This is a genomic window from Sphingobacterium sp. BS-2 (assembly GCF_046161205.1).
Lineage (GTDB): Bacteria > Bacteroidota > Bacteroidia > Sphingobacteriales > Sphingobacteriaceae > Sphingobacterium > Sphingobacterium mizutaii.
In genome coordinates this window covers 296,620-317,875 of the sequence record NZ_JBIXGO010000017.1, presented here as the reverse complement: position 1 = coordinate 317,875, position 21,256 = coordinate 296,620, and the positions used below count along the sequence as shown (strand labels likewise).

Below are 21,256 nucleotides of genomic sequence, written 5' to 3'. Positions count from 1 at the left end.
AAATAATATTTTGTCAAAAAAATTTGACTCCATATCATATTTCAAAAACCGATTGAAATTATTATTTTTGCGCTGTAATAAATTAATTCAATTATAAAATATTGGTTGCAGCTTTATTTTCGAGGTTATTATCATTTTTAAAGACGGAATCAAGTCTAGATGCACTTCGAAACATCCTGGTCGTTTTAGTTCCCAGTTTTTTCATCTTTTTCTTTATTGATGGTGCCATTGCGGTCGCTTTTGCCGTCGGTGCCCTCCTAGCGGCATTGACCGATGTACCTGGAAACAAAACCGACAAATTAAGTACTGCGGCCTATTGTCTACCCATCTTCTTTATTACTGCACTTAGCATTTCCACTGCCCTTTCCCATCAGTCCTGGATTATCGTCCCGCTATTGGGTCTCTTCGGCTTTATCTATACGATCATCGCCTTATTAGGTTTCAGGATAAATGTGGTCGGAAACTTGGGGCTAATCGTTGCCAGTTTCACCATTGGTTTGAGACCTGCTGACCCTATCAGTTTTAGTCTTTCCGTTACCGCAGGAGCAATGTTCTTTTTTGTGGTCTGTATCATCCAGGTCTACCTACATCCCCATCGTTCCTTGCGTTATGCTGTAGATGGCGGTTTGAAGACCATGGCCCAGCTGATCCGCTTAAAAATAGCTTGCTATGATGAACTGGCTTCACTTCCTAAAGCTTACAAGGAATTGAGTGCTTTACACACAAAATTAAGCGATCAATTGGAGGCTATCCGCTCCATTCTCCTTCGCGATAAAAAACTGCATTCGGAAGCTGACCAAGAGAGCAAAATATGGCTCGCCAAACTTTATCAATTAGTCGATCTCTATGAATTGTTGATGGCCATCGACAATGACTATGAACATATCCGAGAAACCTTAAAAGGTGGAAACACGCTGAAATTGATCCGTCAATCCTTATCCCTATTATCTAAGGAAACCAAAAGGTTGACCATTTCCAATAAAAAAATCAGGCTAAACAAATTCACCAAAAGATATAAATTGGAGGAACTTCTTTTGCAATTGGAAACTGAGGAGGCTGATGCTTCTCCAGAAAAGTGGGCCTTGATTTGTTCCATTAGCACCCAGTTAAGGCATGTTGCCGATATCTTGCAAAAGATTCAAGCCAAAGAGATCTATCAAGACATTACCTTGGTGGAAAGCAAGAATTACGCTGATTTCGTGGCTCCTAAAAGCAATATCAAAACGATCTTGCAGAACTTAAGCTTTAAGTCGCCTATATTCTCTTATGCGGTTAGGATGTCGGCGCTTTTAATGGCTGGAGGACTGATAGGCTATTTCCTTCCCGAATATCGCTATGCTTCCTGGATCCTGCTAACCATTATCTTGGTTGCAAGACCTAGTTATACCAATACCCAAAAAAGAAATTACGAACGTATTGTAGGTTCGGTTATCGGCATTGCAATCAGTTTATTATTGTTGGTTTATATTAAAAATGCTTGGGTACTGATTGCCATAGCTGCGTTTTGCCTATATCTATTCCTGCTCTTCAATAAACCTAATTATTTGGTCTGTGTGATTTTTATCACCATTACCATTTTGTTAGGTCAGCATATCCATGAAGGCAATATACAAGACCTATTAGGCAGTCGTTTTGCTTTCACCTTATTGGGATCGATTTTCGCAGTTCTAGGTTGTCTTGCAATTCCTATCAACCATTATCGAAGCGTCGAACAAAGTACCAATGCCATGCTCCAACATTTCAAATCTTATCTGCATAAAATTGAAGAGAGCTACCAAACCGGCAATTTGAGTTATTATGATTTGAGGCTCCTTAGGAAGTCTACCCAGGCTTCCTTAGCGCAATCCTACGATTCCCTTGATCAATTTGCCAAAGAACCCCTAAAAGGAAAATACCTTAAAGCGGATATAGCACATTTCCAAACCCTGGCTTACCGCATCAATGCCCTATTGGTTGGTTTGTCCGTAAATATGACAAAATTAGGTTTCACTTTGGAACCCGAGGTCATGGAAGAAAAAGTGCATTATATCAATAACATTATTTCAGAGGCTGAGGATCTTTCCAAGAAACTGGCAAAAGGCAAGAAGGAGAAAAACGGTAAAACAATTCAGCTGGAGGCTAGTAAGTAGGAGGTTGTTACTTTTGGAGCCCAAAAGTAAACAAAAAGCTTTTTATTCGCAGTGTCACCCTGATGGGTTTCCCGAAGGGTCTCTGAACTATCCAATCTTCATTTGAAATGGTTTTCTTTAATGATTAATTATCAGCACATATTGAAAACCCCTGGCGGGCAATGTCATTAAGTTAAGCTTTTTTGTGTAGTACTGACCTTCATCCGATTATCTCATCATGCGAAACTTCAAAATAAAAAACATCATGGTTTACACTGGTTTACAGTTCCTTAACCTTCGGTTAAGGATGACAAGATCTTAGGGAGAAGAACCGTACAGATTCTTCACGAATTGTTCAGAATCAAAGTGTACAAATTGGCATTCTTGTTCCTTGGGATAATTCCGCCTTGTTTTTTCTTAACTTAATGACATTGCCCAGCGGGGGTGGAATCTTTGTCGAAAAATTGGATTGTTTATCGGATAACCCCCAGAGGGGGTTAAATATTTTTCTATACCCTTTTCGTGTCACCCTAAGGCTCTGCCGAAGGGTCTCGGAACGCTCGGACCTTCAATTGAAATGGTTTTCTCATCTTGCGATTTCGAAATGACAAAATCTTCCTAAAAAATAAAAACAATAGATTCTTCGCTGTGCTCTGAATCCCTCTCAGGAGGCCTCCAATTCTGAACGATGAGTGAAGAATCTGTACATAAATGTCCCACAACCTGCTTGTCATTATCCATCGAAGATGGATGACCTGTACGCCAATACATAACAGTTTGTATAGTTCCGAGATCCTTCCTGAGTCAGGATGACCCCACGGTGGTTAACGTGGTTGAAAGGCTGTACGCCAATACATAACAGTTTGTATGGTTCCGAGATCCTTCATGCGTCAGGCTGACCCCAACGTGGTTAACGTGGTTGAAAGGCTGTACGCCAATACATAACAGTTTGTATAGATCCGAGATCCTTCCTGCGTCAGGATGACCCCAACGTGGTTAACGTGGTTGAAAGGCTGTACGCCAATACATAACAGTTTGTATAGTTCCGAGATCCTTCCTGCGTCAGGATGACCCCAACGTGGTTAACGTGGTTGAATGGTTGTACGCCAATACATAACAGTTTGTATAGTTCCGAGATCCTTCCTGCGTCAGGATGACCCCAACGTGGTTAACGTGGTTGAAGGCTGTACGCCAATACAATAATGCTTTGAATAGTTCCGAGATCCTTCCTGCGTCAGGATGACCCCCACGTGGTTAACGTGGTTGAAGGCTGTACGCCAATACAATAATGCTTTGAATAGTTCCGAGATGTTTCGTTCCTACCGATGACACGTTTGTTAAATCTGTGTTTCTAGGTATTTAGACCTATATTTCCTCTCCAGAAGAATATTTGTTATCCGCCATACATCCCCAGCGGGGATGAATTATTTTAGCATGGATGGTAAACAATAAAGGGGTAATGCAAAAACGATGTTCGATTAATCGAACATCGTTTTTGCGCGACTTCCAGGCTAACGTACCATGCCAGCTAAAATAATGGAACCTTAAAAGGGGTTCTATATTTAAAAAATAAAAGAGCTAATTTATTTTCATGACCAACATGCTGTCATCACCTTCCTATAAATTTAGTCCAAATTTTTTCTTCTCAGGCTGACCCCAACGTGGTTAACGTGGTTGAAGGCTGTTCGCCAATACATAACAATTTGTATAGTTCCGAGATCCTTCCTGCGTCAGGATGACGATGGAAAAGATAGCTTTTTTACGTCCTACTGCCCTAAAAGGGCAGAATTATTTTATGTTATACAAAAACGGAGTTCGATTTATTGAACTCCGTTTTTGCGCCTTCATCACCCCTTCTTTTTAGGCATAGGAGCCTTATTTTTTTCTAGGGTAGCCTTTAGCTCAGCCTTTAATTCTTCAGCGATCTTAGCCATTCCGACTTGCTGGATAATATTATGCTGTTCGCCTAAGTCCTGCTCAAGGTCATACAATTCATAACTATCATTCCTTAAGGACCAAACCAGCTTATATTTCCCTTTTCGGATTGCGGAGCGATAATTGAAACCATCGCCGTCTGATTTTGTCCATTTATTGGGAATATGAAAGATCAGGGCACGATCAGCTCTGCTTGTTTGTGGATTTTTAAGAAGGGCTAAATTACTGACACCATCAACTTGCTGTACGGTCTGTACTTTCTTGAGCTGAGCCATATCTAAAACGGTTGGAAAGATATCCTCTACTATTACAGGAACTCCAGAACGCTTATTTTTTACATCTTTATTTATGCCCTTTATGATTAAAGGAACTCGTATTCCGCCTTCGTAAATAGATCCCTTGCCCGAGCGTAATGGCTTATTATGGGTATGTGCAATTCCATCGCGAGGAGGTACGTTACTCAATCCGCCATTATCTGAAATAAAGATAATATAGGTATTGTCATTGATTTTATGTTGTTCTAAGAAGTCCATGACATCGCCAAGGCTTTTGTCCATGCTCTCAATCATGGAAGCGTATTTGGCTTCGTTCTGAGATAAGCCTTGATCTAAGTATTTCTGAAAATAACGTCGGTCTTCCATTAAGGGGTCATGCAGGGCATAATGGCAGAGGTTGAGAAAAAAGGGCGTTTTATGTTGGATTGGATAATCCAAACTCTTCAGGGCCTCACGGGTTAAGGCTTCGGTCAGGTTGATATCTTCACCAAAATACTCTTGCAAGTTCTCGATTCCATGGTAATCCTTGCCGGTGCGACCAAAATTTTCTTCCCCCCAATAACTTGCAGGTCTACCGGTAGAAGTTCCTGCGATATTGACCGTAAAACCTAAGGAATATGGGTTAGAACCAGGGGTTCCAGCTGAACCCCAATGTGCCTTTCCTGCTTGGATAGTGAAATAACCGTTGTCTTTTAAGATCTGCGGCAATGCATCCGCATAGATCGTGTGGGCAATATTTGGAATGGGGCTCATTCCATTATGGTTCCATTCAGGCTCTTCCATTTGTTCATCTTGGTTTCCTGTAGGATTGTCCTTAAAAGGAGCCGTCCAATTGGTCACATGATGTCGACTGGCATTCATACCGGTAATCAGGCTAACACGAGTTGGTGTGCAGACTGGCGTACTGTAAGCATCAGTGAATGACACTCCTTCTTGGGCTAGCCTTTCCATATTTGGCGTATGGTACTTCTTGTTAAAATCTGTTGCCTGATCGGCAAAGGGATATGATGTATCCTGCCAACCCATATCATCAACCATAAAGATGATAATATTAGGTTTTTTCTGTGCATGTGCTGAGCCAAAAGCAATTAATAAAAATAGAATGGTCAGTGTCTTTTTACTAAACATGTTTTCGGTAGATCGATTATTTATTTGTTATTCAAGTTAGATTAAGGAGAAGATAAGGATTATTAAAAGATTTTGCCCAAAATAATATGCAATTGACCTTGGTTATGCATCATTTATATATGAAAGCAATAACCTTTATTATCTTAAATTTCCTGACCTGTGTATGCTTTTCGCAAAGCCGATCTTTTATGGAAAATCTGGAGCATGAATTGAATCCAATTGTCCATCAAGTTCTTGAAAAAGATAGGAAACTTAAGCTAATTTTTAGGCTGGACAGTTTAAATGAAGTTCAATTCTACCAAAATAATGATAGAAATAAAGTAGACAGCCAACAGGTAAAATTGATTATGCAATCCAAAAAAGATTCATTAGCCAAAAACAAATTATATGAATTTTATTTCTTTAGGGATTCTATCAGTGATACAACATTTTCAAATTCTGAGATCGAGGAGGCAGGTTTCGGTGGAGTTTATGGTATTCCAGCCTCTTATCCTGGTGGAATCAATGCCTTTCTAAAAGTTTTGCATACGGAGTTTTCGGCCAATATGAATAAAGATCGAATAGATTATTACGATTGGAACAAAGCTATTTCTTTCATGGTTGACAAAAATGGCAAGTTGAAATTTATAGAGGACAATAATCTCATTAGCCTAGTTGATAGCACTAAAGTAAAGAAATGGCAACCAGCTATTCAATACGGGCGTCCTGTACCGCAATATTATACAACTGAGCCGATAAATAAAGAGAAGTTTCTTTTTGAGAATCAATATAGAATTCGGCTTTATAGTTATGATCTTTTATACCCTTCCTTTAAAGGTTATCCCATAATAATAAGTGATGATTTGATAGCAGAAGAAAATTTTCAAACCATTGTTTCCTTTGTAAATGCAAAGGGATTATTTGAACCTCACTTAATTAAAGGAACTACAAAAAATGCTACCGAACTAATAGATTTCATAAAATCTAATGGGATGGAACTTTCCAGTATTTTCTCCCACTTTCCTGGTCGCGTTTATGTTTATTACAAATAATATTGCTTTATGAGGATACAAATTTTAATGATTGTCTTTATGCTTGGCATGAGCCAGGTTTTTTCGCAGGATCAGCAAGCAGCTGAAAGATTACAAGCAAAGTTTGAAAAATTGATATCAAAAGGCATAAAACCTGACAGTACGGCTTCTATTGTAATTCTAACGGATTCCAATAAATCATATGAAGCCTCCGTTTCTCCAAATATTCACAGCTATCAGCTGGGGATTATTACAGGTATTGATTCTATAAAATCTGACCTTGAAAAAAACTATTTATACTCCTATCATTTTTACAAGGATTCAATAAGAAATAAGGTTTATGTCAAATATGGCACTGAACAATTATATGTGTTTGGAGAATATAACGCTCTAGCCAGTTATCCAGGTGGAATTAATGAATTTAAAAAAATAATTTTTGCTATGATGGAGGAAAACATGGATAGCAGCAAATTAGACCAGTACGACTGGGGGCAAAAAATCCAGTTCAAGATAAAATCATCGGGAGAAATGATTTTTATGAACAAGAATAATCTTGCCGATTTGATAGACCTTAAAAAATTAAGAAAATGGCATCCCTCTATAGAATCGGGTTATCTTGTAACTGAATATTTTGAAACCGATACATTATTTAAAGAAGATTTCTTAAAAACAAAAGCCTTTGATTTTGAGGTTAACAGAATCGCATATTTTTCCATTGACCCCCAGAATCAAGAGGTCAAGGCTAGCAAAGAAAAACCTGATTTGTCTGAACATAAAATTGTTCTTTCCTACATTTTCTTATACGATGAATTTTTGGATCCAATCATACTAAAAGGAGAATCCAAGGCAAGCCAAGAATTAATAGATTTTTTGGCGCTGAAAGATTATAATTTTGATAATAAGCTTTATAGTGAATATCCGGTTACAGTTTATATTTATCAAGAATAAAGAGTTTATTGAGTCTGAGAGGTTAATAGCAGCCTAGCTAAAGATTGTTATTATTCTTTTTGCTAGGCCCCTCTATTTCAGCTTGGGGCGCAGGACTTTTCCTGTTATCTGCATCACCGGTAACTTATCCTTACTAAAATCAACTGTTGCGATGTACATCGCTCGTGGATGAATCTTTTCTTTGGAATGATGGGCATGGAACACAATCCGTAATTTCCCTTCTTTATCCCGAAACATCGCACTATGCCCTACCCCTACTAAGTCTTCAGGCATCTGGAAGATGGGATTTTTATCATACTTTGTCCACGGTCCTTCGACAGATTTGGAAGTTGCAAAACCGATTCCGTAATGTTGACTTTCATAACTATTGGCAGAATAAGTCATGTAATATAGTCCTTTATGTTGAATTACAAATGAGCCTTCATTTACCCTTGGCCAAACGGTCTCCCAGTCTTGGGAAACATGGATACAGGGTTTCATGCTATTGGTATCAATGGTAATCAGGTCATCTTGGAGCTTAGCCACCCAAATGTTCAGGCCATCATTGAAGCGATCGAAATATAAATAGGGTTTTCCATCGGAATCGATAAAAAGGGAATTGTCAATTGCTTTTTCATTGGGCAGCATGGGAGCCTTTTTTTCTTGGACAAAGGGTCCCAAAGGGGAATCGGAACTTGCGACACAGATATGCTCATTAGCAGAGTAATACATGAAGAATTTCTTCTTTTCCTTGATGTAATATACCTCTGGTGCCCAAAACCATTTACCGCCCCAGGAATCCTCTGATTTGAGGGCAAGACTAGACTCTTGGGTCCATTCCTTTAGATCATTTGAGGTATAGACTTGAATGCCATTCGCAGCATTGGTGCCGTAGGCATAATAGGTTCCTTGGTGAAGCATAATGAATGGGTCTCCCAAAGGCACTAATTTTTCTTGGGCTTGGGAACCAATAGCCATAAGAAGAATAAAAACTAGGAGGTAAATTCTTTTCATATTGGTAGGTATAGGTGTTTTTGCAAGTTTAAGTTACAAAATAAAATCTAATACAATCTAACAGGCCATATAATCATAATTTAATCGAAAATCAACAATAGAAAGAAAAACCGGTATCCATAATCGGTAATAAATGTAAAATTGATATGTATTTACGGGAAACCGTAATGTAAAATTCAATTTAATATCTACATTCGCCCTATCACACTAACATCATGGAAACCACAGACTTTAACGTTTGGCTAAACCAAAATGTTAAACTATCTAACATTAACCAGGTTTGGACCTTGTATCATGCTGTAAGAACTGAAAGCAATGAGTTTTATTCCTTCTCTATAATGCGTGATGAGGAAAGATTATTAGTTAAATGCTCGAAGAGCCAAAATACGCTGATAATTGAAAATGACGAATTGAAACACAGGTTCTTGCATACGCTAGAGTATCCTTTTTTGTATCAAGGGGGAATTGATACAGCGAAGGAACTGAGCAGAGATTTAGCCTAAATATTGGGCTAACAGGGTATTATTTATATAATAAGGCAGTCGTAATGTCTACTCAAAACGACTGCCTTAAAGATCTTTTTTTTCCAATAAACCCTTAATCGAAGTCAAAAAAATCAGATAAGAAGGATTTCTTCTTCCGCGGATATTTCTGGTTTTGGCCACGATAATCCCGATGGTCTCGATGGTCTCTGTCATAACGATCGTCACGGTATTCTTCGCGCTGGACATGTTGATAGGAATTTTGACGATCATAGTCTTGAGTTTCTCTTGGATCCCTAGCTTGGGTTTGGTTGGAGGCATAATCCATTAGCTTATCCAATTCACCTTTATCCAACCACACACCCCGACAATTAGGACAATAATCTATCTCGACTTGATGGCGTTCTGTCATCAATAATATTTCATTACAATTTGGACATTTCATAGCTTTTATTTTTCGATGTTCTCATAAAATAGAAAATAATGATGGGTTTTGGGGTCAAAAGACCTGTTTTTTGACATTTTTTAACAGGATTTTCATTAGTGGAAAGGAATTAGATAAACGGATGACTAGAATAAATAAAAAACCCATCTCAAGGGAATGAGATGGGCTGAACCTATATTTAACTTTAACTAATAACCAGGATTTTGCTTAAGATTTGGGTTCTTGGTAATCTCTGCATTTGGAATTGGGAAAAGGGTTCTTGACTGTGCATTCGTATGTGGTTTATGGTTAAACCATGATTTAGACTGAAACACCCCGAAGCGGATAATATCTTGTCTCCTTCTTGCCTCAGCAGCGAATTCCCAGCCCAGCTCATCTAGAAATCTTCCATACTTTACATCTGCTCCCCCATTTGCTCCAGAAACCGTATTGTTCTTTTCTTGCCAGCCATAATTGTAATTACTGCCCAATAACAATTGGGCACCGGTAACCTGGGCTTTAGCAGGATTATCCTTAAAGGATCTGGCTCGAACTTGGCTCACTAAAACTGCGGCTTCGTTGGCTTTATTGGTCCTAAGCAAAGCTTCTGCCTTCATCATCAAGACATCGGCATAGCGAAACATCGGATAATCATTATCCAAATTATTGGTAGCACCCTGTTTAATCGCATATTTCCCGATTCTAAACCCTGCATTTGAAGCCGCTACTGTTCCATCTCCTCCAATTCCAGGTACTTGTTTCACATAGTTGATTACTTCAGCTCCGGTGCTGGCATTCAATTGAGGTCCTTGGATCCAAGTGTCATACAAGCGAGTATCATCCTTGTCATAAGAATCGATAAACTGTGGCACGGCACAGTTACCGCCCCATGGCCCTGCAGCCATGCCATAAACTAGCCTACTCAATGGATCTAAGGTTTTCATGTGGATTTGATTCCCGAACCCATAGACTTCATCATAAGGCACAGAAAAGATTATTTCAGGTGAGTTTTGGTTAGTATGGGAGAATACATTCTTGTAATCATCGTCCAGCCTATATTCATTGCTCGCGATAATATCATTGGTTTCCTTGATGACTTTATCCCATTGCGCTACTCCAGTGTAAACCTCTGCATTCAGATAGACCTTGGCCAACAAGGTTTTTGCAGCCCAAATATTGATCCGGCCATACATTGAGCTGACCTCTTCAGAAAGCATAGGGATGACCTCTTCCAATTCCTTGATCACGAAATCATACAATTCCTTTCTGGTCTTTTGTTGGGGCAGGCTATCATCTCGGTAGTCGGTCACAATAGGAACATTGCCATGGTTGTCCAGCAAAAGGTAATAAGCAAGCGCACGAGTGGCACGCAATTCTGCAATAGCATCTTTTCCGGTCTCTTCAGGCAAGGCCAATAGGCCATCTTCAATCTGCATGATAACCATATTGACCTTGGTAATGGTTGCGTAGGCTTGATTCCAGGTATTATATGGTTGCCATTGTTCGGTGGTCCACATGTGCTGGTGCATTCTTCTATAGGTTCCGCCATCATCCCAGCCGTTTGGACGGACTGGCGTGATGATATGGTCGGCACTTTCCTCTTGCAGGTCAAAATAGCCCTGCCAACCAAACATCAATGATCTGAATGAACTATAGGTAGGTGCCACAATAAAGGGAAGATCCCTTTCTTTTGGGTCCACGGTGCTACCTAAAACTTCTGAATATACTTCCTCATTTAAATCGGTACAGGCATTGAATGTCATGATCGAACCGAATAAACCACTGAGTAGCAATATGTTTTTTAATTTTAAATTCTTCATTTTGATTTAGTTTAATTGATACAAACTATGAATGTGATTCATGGTAATCTTAGAATTTAACATTCAATCCGATGGTATAGGTCCGCGTAGTTGGATATCGGTCCCTATGCTCAATTCCTGGTGCAAACTGAAATTCTCCTTCATAACTTGTTGCCTCAGGATCTAACCCCTTGTATTTGGTAAAAGTGACTAAGTTCAAGCCAGAAACATAAATCCGTAGGTTACTGATTCCCTTGATCAACTGAGGGTTGAAGGTATAGCCCAAGGTTAGATTATCAAGTTTGAAATAATCTGCATCTTCGATGTAATGCGAAACATATACTAAATCATTGTTCAATAATTTGCCATCGATTGGGTCGTATGCTGTTTTCAGGACATTGTATGCTTTGTTGACTGGATTTTCATAATACATCCTTGGCATATTAAGGATTTGGTGTCCGAAGGCGCCTCTCCAGTTGATGGTTAGATCAATATTTTTGTATTGGAAATTGTTGTTCCATCCTAAATTGAAGTCAGGAATCCCGTTTCCATAATATTGCCTATCCTCTACACTGGCATCCTGGATTGGAATAATCTCTCCATTTTGAGATTCCACCAACCATTTTCCATCTTCATCCAAACCAACAGTTTTCCATACATAGAAATCACCAATGCTACGGCCAACCTCCACACGATGAGTAAAGGTTTGGATAGGCTCACCAGTATAACCGGCATCAAAAAACTCTTGCGTTACACCAAATCTATCGTTGGATAGGTTGATCAATTTATTTTTATTGGTAGAGAAAACAACTCCCGTTTTCCATTGCACTCCGCCTGCTTTGTTCAACACATCTGCATTAACCAAGGCTTCGAAACCGCTATTGCTCATTTCGCCGGCATTGATAAACATGGTGGATGTCAAATACGGAGGTACAGGAACTTCGAACCAGTACAATAGGTCTTTTACCCTTCTGTTGTAATAATCCAAGGAACCGTAGATTCGGTTGTTCGCCAAACTATAATCGACTCCGACATTAAATTCATTCTTTCTTTCCCATCTTAGGTCTGGATTGAAGTTTCGAGCAGGAACGAATCCTGGTACCCATTTGCCATTGATATAAGCCCCTTGATCGAAGGTATAATTATAGCTGATTTGCGAGTTGTATGGAGAACCAGCAATGGTACCTGTTACCCCATAACCTGCTCTCAGTTTAAGCTGGTTAATAGCGGTTTGATCCATTAAGAAATCCTCTTTTGCCATATCCCAACCTACGGAAACCGCTGGGAAATTACCCCATTTGTTATTCTCTCCGAAGGTACTGGACCCTTCTCTTCTCAAACTCAACATGGCCATGTATTTCTCTTTATAGTTATAGGTCAATCTTCCGAAAAAGCCCACTAAAGTAGATTCTTGTTTATAACTATCCATGGTTGCCAGACCTTCTTTTAATGCCATTCCAGATTCCAATGAGTTATAGCTGTATTGGTCGGTTGGGAAATTGAAGTTGTAGGCACTGAAGTTTTCGAAAGTATTGCGTTGCCAGCTATATCCACCTAGAACTGCGAAATTATGGTCTCCAAAAGATTTATTGAAGTTTCCGGTCAGTTCCATAAGATTTTCGACCCCCGCTTGGGTAAATCGGCTAGCTGTCCCATTTAGGTTGTTTTTGGTTGTATTGACATGATTGAAAGAGGTCGATGTACCTGTTAGATCATTATCCTGCACCCTCGAAAACATGGCCTTGAAACTCAAGGACTCGATGGGTCTATAGTCTAAGGAACCGTTCATTCTGGTTTCTCTAAAGATCCTATCATTCACAGTTTCATTAATCATCCCCAAGGGATTATCATACATATAAGCATTGTTTTCTTGCCATTTTCCTTCATCATTATAAATCCTATCCGTAGGATTTCTGATCAAGGCTTGCCTCCACATATAATTAGAACTTCCCCCTTGCAATGCCTTGATGCTATTGCTGATAATCTGGATTCTGCTTCTCAGTTTTCCATCAAACATTTCATGGTTTAAATCGGCTCTGGCATTTAATCGCTGTTGACCACTTTTTAATAAGACTCCATTCCAATCACGGAAATTGACTGTTCCAGTGAAGTTCGTTCTGGCGTTGCCACCGAACAAGGAAAGATTATGATTATGTGAGAATGGATTTTGTGTCACTTCATCTACCCAATTGGTGCTATGGCCTAAATCGGTATAATTTTGACCTTCAGCGATCAACCTTCTATAATCATCTGCATTCATCAATTCAGGCACCCTAAATAAGGTCTGAAGCGATGCGTAATTGTTATACTCTATCGTTGTCCTTCCATCTGTAGAACGGTTCTGTTTGGTAGTGATAAAAATAACCCCTCCCGTAGCACGCGTACCGTAAATCGCGGCTGCAGATCCATCTTTCATGACATCGACCGATTCGATATCTTCTGGAGCAACCGAATTAAAGTCGCCGGGTACTCCATCAATAATAACAAGTGGATTTACTGCCCCTTGAATGGAGTTCAGCCCTCTTAAATTGATTTGCGTAGAACCATTTGGATCACCGCTCGGCGTCGTGATTCGCAAGCCAGCTACTTTCCCTTGGATTAATTGACCGGCATCCTTTACGGCTCCTTGGTTAAAGCTTTCGGATTTGACACTAGCCACCGAACCCGTCGTTTCCCCTTTTCTTTGCGTACCATATCCTACAACTACAATCTGTTCAAGATTTTCTTCAGATTCAATCAACACGACCTTCAAAGAAGTTTGATTCGTCAAGGTGATTTGCTGGGTTGCAAACCCTAAGGAATTAATAGTCAAATTAGTTCCTGGAACATATTCGAATGAAAATGAGCCATTTTCATCGGTCATATATTTTTGGTTAGAGTTGCTTAGAGAAATTGTCACTCCCGATAATTTCTCTCCTGTCGTATTTACTACTTCCCCGTTTAATTGGATTTTATTTTGGGCAAATAAAACCTGAATACAAGAAAATAGGATGACGAGCATAATATTTGGTTTCTTCATAATGGTTAAATGTATTTTAGACAATTAATCCGAAGATAGTAAGGAAAGGTCTTCCACATGAGGCATATTTTACCTAGTATTTATCAATTTTTAACCGTAATACCAATAATTCTGAATATTAGAATAATAGGAATAGATTTTTCACATCATTCTGCCAATCAATCAATTAGAGAATAAGCTTATAATATAAAAATGAAAGTTTTCGTTTGAAAGGAAAAAATGGAGAGATCTGGGCAATATTATTAAGTTAAGCAACTCAATTAGATTCAACGTTACTTTTGGAGCCCAAAAGTAACCAAAAACCTTCGGCCCATTTAAGGTGGCTTTTCGCACTGCTCTTCGCACATGAAAAGAATGCCTTGTTGTCGGGAATATCTTTCAATAGATCATCCCTTTTGATGGGATGACCTTTTGAAAGCATTCCAAGGCCAATCCCATCGCACAGGGCATCGGCATTCTATCCATTTTTCCGCCACTGGAAATGTGCCGCGGGCTAAAGAACTTCCTACGGAAGGATTGATGTTTGTTGAGCTAACCCCTACAAGATTGTGACCTCGACCTAGAAAAATGAATTGATTAAGGAGAAAACCTCAACATAAAAAACTCTAACTTATTGGAATTGGGATCTGGTATGATGTAGAAACAAAAAGGTCGCTAATAATATAGCGACCTTTTCAGCTTAATTTATTTTAACTTTTATGTGTATTTTTTTATTCAGCAACAGCTTCATAAACCATTAATGCAGCAGCTAAATCTTCGATTGCTAATCCAGCAGATTTAAACAAGGTAATTTCCTTCTCGTTCTTCCTTGCCAATTTATTTGCTTTGCACAGTTCTACAAGATCGGCTTGGACGTCTTTAGGATCCAATAAGCCCGAAGCAATTGGGATGGCAAGTTCACCGGTTTCATGAAGAGCTCCTTCTCTAGAATCTACATAGATGGTACTTCTTCGGATCACTTCATCATCAGCTTCTCTGGTTTTTGGCGTATGGGAACCAATTAAATCCAAGTGGACACCAGGTTTTAACCATTCACCTTTGATGATAGGTTCCTTAGAAAGCGTTGCACTGGAAATTACGTCGGCTTTTTGGATGGCTGCCTGTAGATCATTTGCTAAAGATACATTGGTAAAACCTTGTTGCTTCAAACTATCCAGCAATGCCTGAGCTTTATCGCTATTTCTTGCCCAAACTTCTATATGCTTATAGTTCCTGACCGACGAATGAGCTTGCGCTAAATGATAGGCTACACTCCCACTTCCGATTACCAGTAGATTCTCTGCATTTTCTCTGGCTAGATACTTTGCTGCCAAAGCTGAGGCACAGGCCGTCCTCACAGAAGTTAGCTTAGTAGCATCCATCTGCGCCAATGGCACGCCTGTTTCAGCATTGAACAAGGTATATAAGGCATGAATGGCTGGCAAATGTTGCTCAGCGTTTTTCGGTGCCACAATCACTTGCTTGCAGCCTAAATATTTGTCAGTCCATGCAGGCATCAGGATCAATGCATTTTCTGCAGAATCAGGGGTATTATAAAAATGATGATGTCGAACCGGCATAGTAAATTTGGAAATAAAGATCTTATATAATGCCTCCAACATCTTATCATAATTCAATACTTGATCTATTGTTTCATTGTCAATCGTTCTCATCATTTCTTTCTGTTTTTATAAATTATTTGAGATTAAATATTATCAATATAAGTTCCAAGCAGGAGGTTCCACTCCGAGTAGATTCTTCACGAAGAAGTCTCTCCTTTTCTTATCGCCATAATCACCACCCGAAGAATGCCCCATTCCCGGTACCATGATCAATTCATGTTCCTTGCCATTTTTGATCAACTGGTTGACTAACTGATAGGTGGAAGCAGGATCTACGTTATCATCGAGTTCTCCGACAATCAACATCAACTTTCCTTCAAGGCGATAGGCATTTTCTATATTCGAACATTCGGCATATTGTGGTCCAATAGGCCAGCCCATCCATTGTTCATTCCACCAAATCTTGTCCATTCGATTATCATGACAGCCGCAAGAGGAAACCGCAACCTTATAAAATTCAGGATGGAACAATACAGCGCCAGTTGAGGACTGCCCTCCCGCTGAGGTTCCATAGATACCCACCTTATCGATATCCATGTATGGATATTTCTGGGCAGCAGCTTTCATCCAAGCAATCCGATCTGGAAAACCAGCGTCTTTCAAATTCTTCCAAGCTACGTCATGAAATGCTTTGGAGCGGTTAGAAGTTCCCATTCCATCGATCTGCACGACAATAAAGCCTAATTCTGCCAGTTCATACATGCCAGATAAGCCTGAAGTGAAAGATTTCGGAACAAAGGAGCTATGTGGACCTGCGTAGATGTATTCTATAATAGGGTGTTTTTTATTGGGATCAAAATTATTCGGCCTGATAATAATACCCCAGATATCGGTCTTACCATCTCTACCTGCTGTTGAAAACACTTCAGGTGCTTTCCAGCCGCTAGCAGTCAAGTCGGATAGGTCAGCGGATTCTAGATCCAGTTCGACCTTTCCTGTTTTTGCATCTCGCAATACTGCTTTTGGAGCTTGATCAACCAAGGAATAGACATCGATAAACTTAGAGAAATCTTTGTTAAAATATCCTTGATGGTTGGCGACCTCAGGACTCAACTCTTTTAATCCATTACCATCCAAACCAATCGTATAATATCGTACTAGATAAGGATCCTCATTTTTATTTCTACCACTGCCCTCAAATATGATTTTGCGGTCAGCTTCATTGACATTGATCACTTTCCGAACGACCCAATCCCCTTTAGTAATCTGGTTCTTCACTTTGCCAGTTTTGGCATCAATTAAATATAGATGGTTCCAGCCATCGCGTTCGGAAGTCCAAACGATTTCATTGCTCTTTTCGAGATCCTTTCTGTATTTCTTGCCGCTATAATCAATAAAAGTTTTGCTTGTTTCAGAAATTATGGGCTTTGTTTGGCCAGTTACAGCGTCCAACTCCAAGATATCATAGCGTTGGTGACCGCGCTGGTTGTATTCAAAAGTGATGGCGTTATTATCTGGTCTCCAGCGAATATTATAAACCGAAAACTGGTTTTCAACTTGCTTAGGATCAACCTCCACAACTTGGCCAGATTCTACATTTACGATGACTGGATAATATTGTGAAAGTGCATCTCCAGGCTTTGCATAATCTCTGTACTGCAGTTTTGGTTGCAATTGATCGGTTGGCGATGATTCTAACAAGGTTAATTGACGAACCTCAGCCTTTCTGACTTTGCTGCTGCTCAGTTTTTTGGAATCAGCAGACCAATCAAGTCTAGCGGAATAATACAAGCCAGGACTACCATCAAAGGTCATTTGCTTTTCACTTTTCAGATCAGCTTTCTTTCTGACATAGATATTGTTGTTTTTGATATAAGCCAGATAAACCTTGTCCGGCGACTCAATAGGCTCCCCTTTGCTATCATCCCATTTTTGTCCCCAATATCCAGATCCTCTTTCATTATCATTCAATTCCTTCTGGATAGAAAGTTTATTCTCCGATACATTCCAGCGCCAAACCTTCTTCTTCTCCGTAAACTCGATTTCATTGTTGTTGATCGGTTTTAAACCAACAAACCAACTGTTATTTAAGGGTACTGTTTCAGAAAGGAGCTTAGACATCTGTTCAGACATGGCTTCAAGATCAATGATCTTTTTGCTCTTTGCTTGCGCATCAACTAAAACCAGGATGCTCTTGTTGTCCTTCTGTTTCAGTTTGTAGACGAAAGACCCGCCATCTTCAGCCCAAGTGATTTGCTGAGGGATATTATAGATCTTTCCAAAATTGTTTCGAACCTCCTTTGCTCGTTTATAATCATCCAAGGTTCCTTGTGCATAGCTGGAAACTTGAAGAATAAACAGCAAAAAAGCAGTAATTCTCAATTTCATAGTGACGATTTTTTAGACTTAACAATAAAATAAATCGGTATGCCCAATAATGTAATAATTATTCCCGGCCAAGTAAACTGTGGTTTGTAAAAGACAAGTAACAATATAAAGGATATTCCCAGCAGGATATAAATTGCCGGAATAATAGGATATCCCAAGGCTTTATAGGGCCTTGGTAAATCCGGTCTGTTTTTTCTTAAAATAAATATCCCAATAATGCAGAGCACGTAGAAAATCACGACGACACAGGTTATCATATCCAAAAGGTCGCCATACTTCCCAGTTAGACACCAAACACAAGCTATAATTCCCTGAAGCCATAGCGCGTAACTCGGTACTGCATGTTTGTTTAGCTCTTTGGTTTTTTTGAAGAACAGGCCATCTTTTGCCATGGAATAATAGATTCTAGCACCTGCCATGATCAGTCCATTATTGCAACCGAATGTACTCACCATAATCATAATGGCAAGGACAGTGATCCCGATTGGTCCAAATATTTCTTGAGCGGCAACCATCGCTACCCTATCTTTAGGGGCGCTAGCCATTTCCTCCATTTGGAGGACTCCTGTATACATTAAATTGGTCAGCAGGTAGATTACCGTTACGATGATAGTCCCTAATGCTAAGCTTAAGCCGATATTACGCTGCGGATTTTTGATCTCGCCAGCCACAGCAGATGAGGAATGCCAGGAGTCACTGCTGAACAATGCACCCACCAAACCAGCTGAAATAGCCCCTAAACCAGCTAAAAAGGTATAGTCGCTTTTGCCACCATCCACAGCCAAACGGCTGAGGTTCCAAGTATCGGCGCTGTTCCAATTGTGATTCCAGACTTCAAGGTCAAAGGCTGCAAATCCAAACAACACTGCCAATACCAAACTTAATATCTTGATTAGGGTCAATGTTGTCTGCACTACTTTCCCATTCTGTACCCCTAAGGTATTGATAAAGGTAAGCAGCAAAATAACGGCAATTGCCAGCACCTGCGCCGATGATATATGATAGGTCCCAATGGTCAGCAAATAGACATCCTCGTCCAAACTTGGGAACAAATAGGCGGTAAACTTTGCAAATGCCACGCCTACAGCGGCAATGGTAGCCGTTTGGATAACAGCGAAAAAAGTCCATCCAAAGGTAAAACTGACCACAGGTCCATAAGCTTCTTTAAGATAAACATATTGACCGCCGGCTTTCGGAAACATCGAGCTTAATTCCCCGTAGCTCAATGCCGCTGCTAAAGTCATAAATCCGGATATCGCCCAGACGATCATCAACCATCCCGCTGAACCCGTATTTCTAGCGATGTCGGAGGAAACAATGAAAATACCGGATCCAATCATACTGCCAGCCACCAACATGGTCGCATCCAATAGACCTAATGACTTCTTAAATTCTTGTTTATTTTCTTCCATAATTTAGGCTGCTGGATTAAAACTTATAGAATTTCCAAGAAGACTGATGATCAGGGTCGAGGTTTTGATTGGTCAAAATCGCCCTCAGCATCTCCATTGGCATATAGTTCTCCTTGATCACTCGATCATGGAATTCCTTATAGGTCATTTTACCAGATCCTACCATTTCATCGCTGATGCTCAACAACTGTAATCCACCGATCATATAGGCCAATTGGTACAGAGGATCATAAGAACCTTCAAAGGATCTTTTAACTTCCCCATGTGCATTCGCAGGTTCATGCCCAACCTGGTCCACCAAATAATCTATACATTGCTGTGGAGTCCATTCTCCGATATGGAATTTGATGCTGAAGGTAATCCTTGCACAACGGTGCATTCTCCAAAATAGCATCCCGATCCTTTCTTCAGGTGTTTTTGGGAATCCCATCCTATACAATAAAAGCTCCCAATATAAGGTCCAGCCTTCCGTCCAAAATGGTGTATTGAAATTCTGTTCTCTATAGGGTTTATGGCGTCGATTCATAAAGTATTGCAAATGATGGCCAGGAATCAACTCATGCTGAACCGTTCCTAATGAGAAATGAGGGTTATTTCCGCGCATGCTCATCATTTTCTGGTCGTAAGTCATGGTATTGGTCGGATAAGAAATACTGATTTCACGACCTCCTGTAAAGAATGGATTGACCAATTGACGTTCTGGCGTCATCATGATCATTCCCCAAGTTTCATCCGCCAATGGCGGAATATCGATCAATTGCTTTTCATTGATAAAGTTCATCGCCTTATCGTATAGCTCATTGATCAATTCGGGTTGCTTTCCTTCGGGGACATAAGAATTTTTTACCTTTTCCTGTGCTTTCTTCCAATCTTCGCCAAAGCCCATTTCTTTCGACGCCTTTAAAAGCTCGGAAACACACCATTGCCATTCCTTATCAGCAATTTTCAAGAGTTCATCCGCATTGTAGGAAATCATTTCATCCTTCAGCATTTTATTCAATACATCTTTTCCAACGCGTTTGCCAGCGATATTGCTACCATCATCAAATGGCTTCAAATCTGTTTTTGCAGCAATCAGTTCCTTGTACTCTTTCAGCTTTTCTTGCAATCTATCATGCGATTTAGGAACCCACCAGGTAAACATAGGTTCATAGCCATTGTAGAAATCAAAAGAGCTTTCCAATCTTAATTTTAAAGAGGCTATGATGTTCTCTAGGTACTCCACATCGGCAGAAGGAATGGATTTGACCCCTTCCAGTTTTTTAATCTCTTGATCTACTTGAGCCGATGCCTTTTCAAAAGTTGTTGCCACTTCTTTGGCATCAACAGCTCCACCGCGTCGCCTCTTTTTCTCAAATTCAAGGATACTGTCTGCAAAGGGCAGATAGTTCTTCACACGGTTATAAGCGGATTGATTGGATTTTAGGTCCTCAATATTCTTTTTGATTTTTCTGTTCAGTAAGATATAATCAACCTGACCATTGGTATTGAGTTTTTTATAGTCAAATTGTTTCATTTTCTTTTCATACTCCTGATCAAGGAGAAGCAGTCGATCCATTTGTTCCGGAGAGGCTGCTGCATACTGAAATCCCCAGCCCTTTGGCATCGGACCATAAAAATAGTTGATGGCCTGCAGGTCATTTCGGTATTGTATGATATAAGGTTCGATGGGTGTGGTATGATCGTATAAGCCACTTTCTTGAGCATTTGATGTCGCACTGGTCATAGCGATAATTCCAATTCCAATAAATGATTTAAGGTTAATTTTTTTCTGGTTTTTCATAATCATAATTT

Annotated in this window: 13 protein-coding genes; 3 read left to right on the top strand and 10 right to left on the bottom strand. The window is 39.8% G+C overall.

Going from position 1 to position 21,256, the window contains the following annotated elements:
• Window positions 1-101: 101 nt before the first annotated feature.
• Window positions 102-2,129: an FUSC family membrane protein gene (locus tag ACK2WI_RS10135; protein WP_409150643.1), complete on the top strand. Its 2,028-nt coding sequence runs from the start codon at window positions 102-104 to the stop codon at window positions 2,127-2,129.
• A 1,826-nt stretch (window positions 2,130-3,955) separates the two neighbouring features.
• On the opposite strand, the gene ACK2WI_RS10130 is transcribed toward ACK2WI_RS10135, so the two are convergent.
• Window positions 3,956-5,446, bottom strand: a complete 1,491-nt coding sequence (locus ACK2WI_RS10130; RefSeq protein ID WP_409150642.1) for a sulfatase — start codon at window positions 5,444-5,446, stop codon at window positions 3,956-3,958.
• A gap of 188 nt (window positions 5,447-5,634) precedes the next feature.
• On the opposite strand from ACK2WI_RS10130, the gene ACK2WI_RS10125 reads away from it, so the two are divergent.
• Both ACK2WI_RS10125 and ACK2WI_RS10120 read left to right on the top strand, forming a co-directional pair.
• Window positions 5,635-6,477 (top strand): hypothetical protein, encoded by an 843-nt coding sequence (locus ACK2WI_RS10125; RefSeq protein ID WP_409150641.1) that lies wholly within the window; start codon window positions 5,635-5,637, stop codon window positions 6,475-6,477.
• 9 nt (window positions 6,478-6,486) lie between these two features.
• The gene (locus ACK2WI_RS10120; RefSeq protein ID WP_409150640.1) at window positions 6,487-7,404 is read left to right on the top strand and encodes a hypothetical protein; all 918 of its coding nucleotides are present in this window, start codon (window positions 6,487-6,489) and stop codon (window positions 7,402-7,404) included.
• 72 nt (window positions 7,405-7,476) lie between these two features.
• On the opposite strand, the gene ACK2WI_RS10115 is transcribed toward ACK2WI_RS10120, so the two are convergent.
• The 9 genes from ACK2WI_RS10115 to ACK2WI_RS10075 all read right to left on the bottom strand — a co-directional run bounded on the left by ACK2WI_RS10115 (window position 7,477) and on the right by ACK2WI_RS10075 (window position 21,245).
• Window positions 7,477-8,397 carry a glycoside hydrolase family 43 protein gene (locus ACK2WI_RS10115; RefSeq protein WP_409150639.1) on the bottom strand — a complete coding sequence of 307 codons (921 nt, stop codon included), beginning with the start codon at window positions 8,395-8,397 and terminating at the stop codon, window positions 7,477-7,479.
• A 597-nt stretch (window positions 8,398-8,994) separates the two neighbouring features.
• Window positions 8,995-9,324, bottom strand: a complete 330-nt coding sequence (locus tag ACK2WI_RS10110) for a zf-TFIIB domain-containing protein (protein ID WP_312698430.1) — start codon at window positions 9,322-9,324, stop codon at window positions 8,995-8,997.
• 188 nt (window positions 9,325-9,512) lie between these two features.
• Window positions 9,513-11,123 carry a RagB/SusD family nutrient uptake outer membrane protein gene (locus ACK2WI_RS10105; protein WP_313367874.1) on the bottom strand — a complete coding sequence of 537 codons (1,611 nt, stop codon included), beginning with the start codon at window positions 11,121-11,123 and terminating at the stop codon, window positions 9,513-9,515.
• Window positions 11,124-11,172: 49 nt separating this feature from the next.
• Window positions 11,173-14,121, bottom strand: coding sequence for a SusC/RagA family TonB-linked outer membrane protein (locus ACK2WI_RS10100; protein ID WP_409150638.1), 2,949 nt, complete (start codon window positions 14,119-14,121; stop codon window positions 11,173-11,175).
• Between the two features lie 256 nt (window positions 14,122-14,377).
• Window positions 14,378-14,542 carry a hypothetical protein gene (locus ACK2WI_RS10095; RefSeq protein WP_157739413.1) on the bottom strand — a complete coding sequence of 55 codons (165 nt, stop codon included), beginning with the start codon at window positions 14,540-14,542 and terminating at the stop codon, window positions 14,378-14,380.
• 289 nt (window positions 14,543-14,831) lie between these two features.
• Window positions 14,832-15,776, bottom strand: coding sequence for an ornithine cyclodeaminase family protein (locus ACK2WI_RS10090; RefSeq protein ID WP_409150637.1), 945 nt, complete (start codon window positions 15,774-15,776; stop codon window positions 14,832-14,834).
• A 39-nt stretch (window positions 15,777-15,815) separates the two neighbouring features.
• Complete coding sequence (locus ACK2WI_RS10085) at window positions 15,816-18,050, bottom strand: prolyl oligopeptidase family serine peptidase (protein WP_409150636.1); 2,235 nt, start codon at window positions 18,048-18,050, stop codon at window positions 15,816-15,818.
• A complete protein-coding gene (locus tag ACK2WI_RS10080) occupies window positions 18,047-19,462 on the bottom strand; it encodes an APC family permease (RefSeq protein WP_093095241.1) in 1,416 nt (471 codons plus the stop codon). The genes ACK2WI_RS10085 and ACK2WI_RS10080 overlap by 4 nt, the downstream gene beginning before the upstream one ends.
• A gap of 16 nt (window positions 19,463-19,478) precedes the next feature.
• The gene (locus tag ACK2WI_RS10075) at window positions 19,479-21,245 is read right to left on the bottom strand and encodes a DUF885 family protein (protein ID WP_409150635.1); all 1,767 of its coding nucleotides are present in this window, start codon (window positions 21,243-21,245) and stop codon (window positions 19,479-19,481) included.
• Between the last annotated feature and the right edge of the window lie 11 nt (window positions 21,246-21,256).

Bases quoted from the DNA above. Each gene is read 5' to 3' on its own strand.
- ACK2WI_RS10130 (WP_409150642.1), bottom strand. From the start codon at position 5,446: ATGTTTAGTAAAAAGACACTGACCATTCTATTTTTATTAATTGCTTTT.
- ACK2WI_RS10125 (WP_409150641.1), top strand. From the start codon at position 5,635: ATGGAAAATCTGGAGCATGAATTGAATCCAATTGTCCATCAAGTTCTT.
- ACK2WI_RS10120 (WP_409150640.1), top strand. From the start codon at position 6,487: ATGAGGATACAAATTTTAATGATTGTCTTTATGCTTGGCATGAGCCAG.
- ACK2WI_RS10115 (WP_409150639.1), bottom strand. From the start codon at position 8,397: ATGAAAAGAATTTACCTCCTAGTTTTTATTCTTCTTATGGCTATTGGT.
- ACK2WI_RS10110 (WP_312698430.1), bottom strand. From the start codon at position 9,324: ATGAAATGTCCAAATTGTAATGAAATATTATTGATGACAGAACGCCAT.
- ACK2WI_RS10105 (WP_313367874.1), bottom strand. From the start codon at position 11,123: ATGAAGAATTTAAAATTAAAAAACATATTGCTACTCAGTGGTTTATTC.
- ACK2WI_RS10100 (WP_409150638.1), bottom strand. From the start codon at position 14,121: ATGAAGAAACCAAATATTATGCTCGTCATCCTATTTTCTTGTATTCAG.
- ACK2WI_RS10095 (WP_157739413.1), bottom strand. From the start codon at position 14,542: ATGCTTTCAAAAGGTCATCCCATCAAAAGGGATGATCTATTGAAAGAT.
- ACK2WI_RS10090 (WP_409150637.1), bottom strand. From the start codon at position 15,776: ATGATGAGAACGATTGACAATGAAACAATAGATCAAGTATTGAATTAT.
- ACK2WI_RS10085 (WP_409150636.1), bottom strand. From the start codon at position 18,050: ATGAAATTGAGAATTACTGCTTTTTTGCTGTTTATTCTTCAAGTTTCC.
- ACK2WI_RS10080 (WP_093095241.1), bottom strand. From the start codon at position 19,462: ATGGAAGAAAATAAACAAGAATTTAAGAAGTCATTAGGTCTATTGGAT.
- ACK2WI_RS10075 (WP_409150635.1), bottom strand. From the start codon at position 21,245: ATGAAAAACCAGAAAAAAATTAACCTTAAATCATTTATTGGAATTGGA.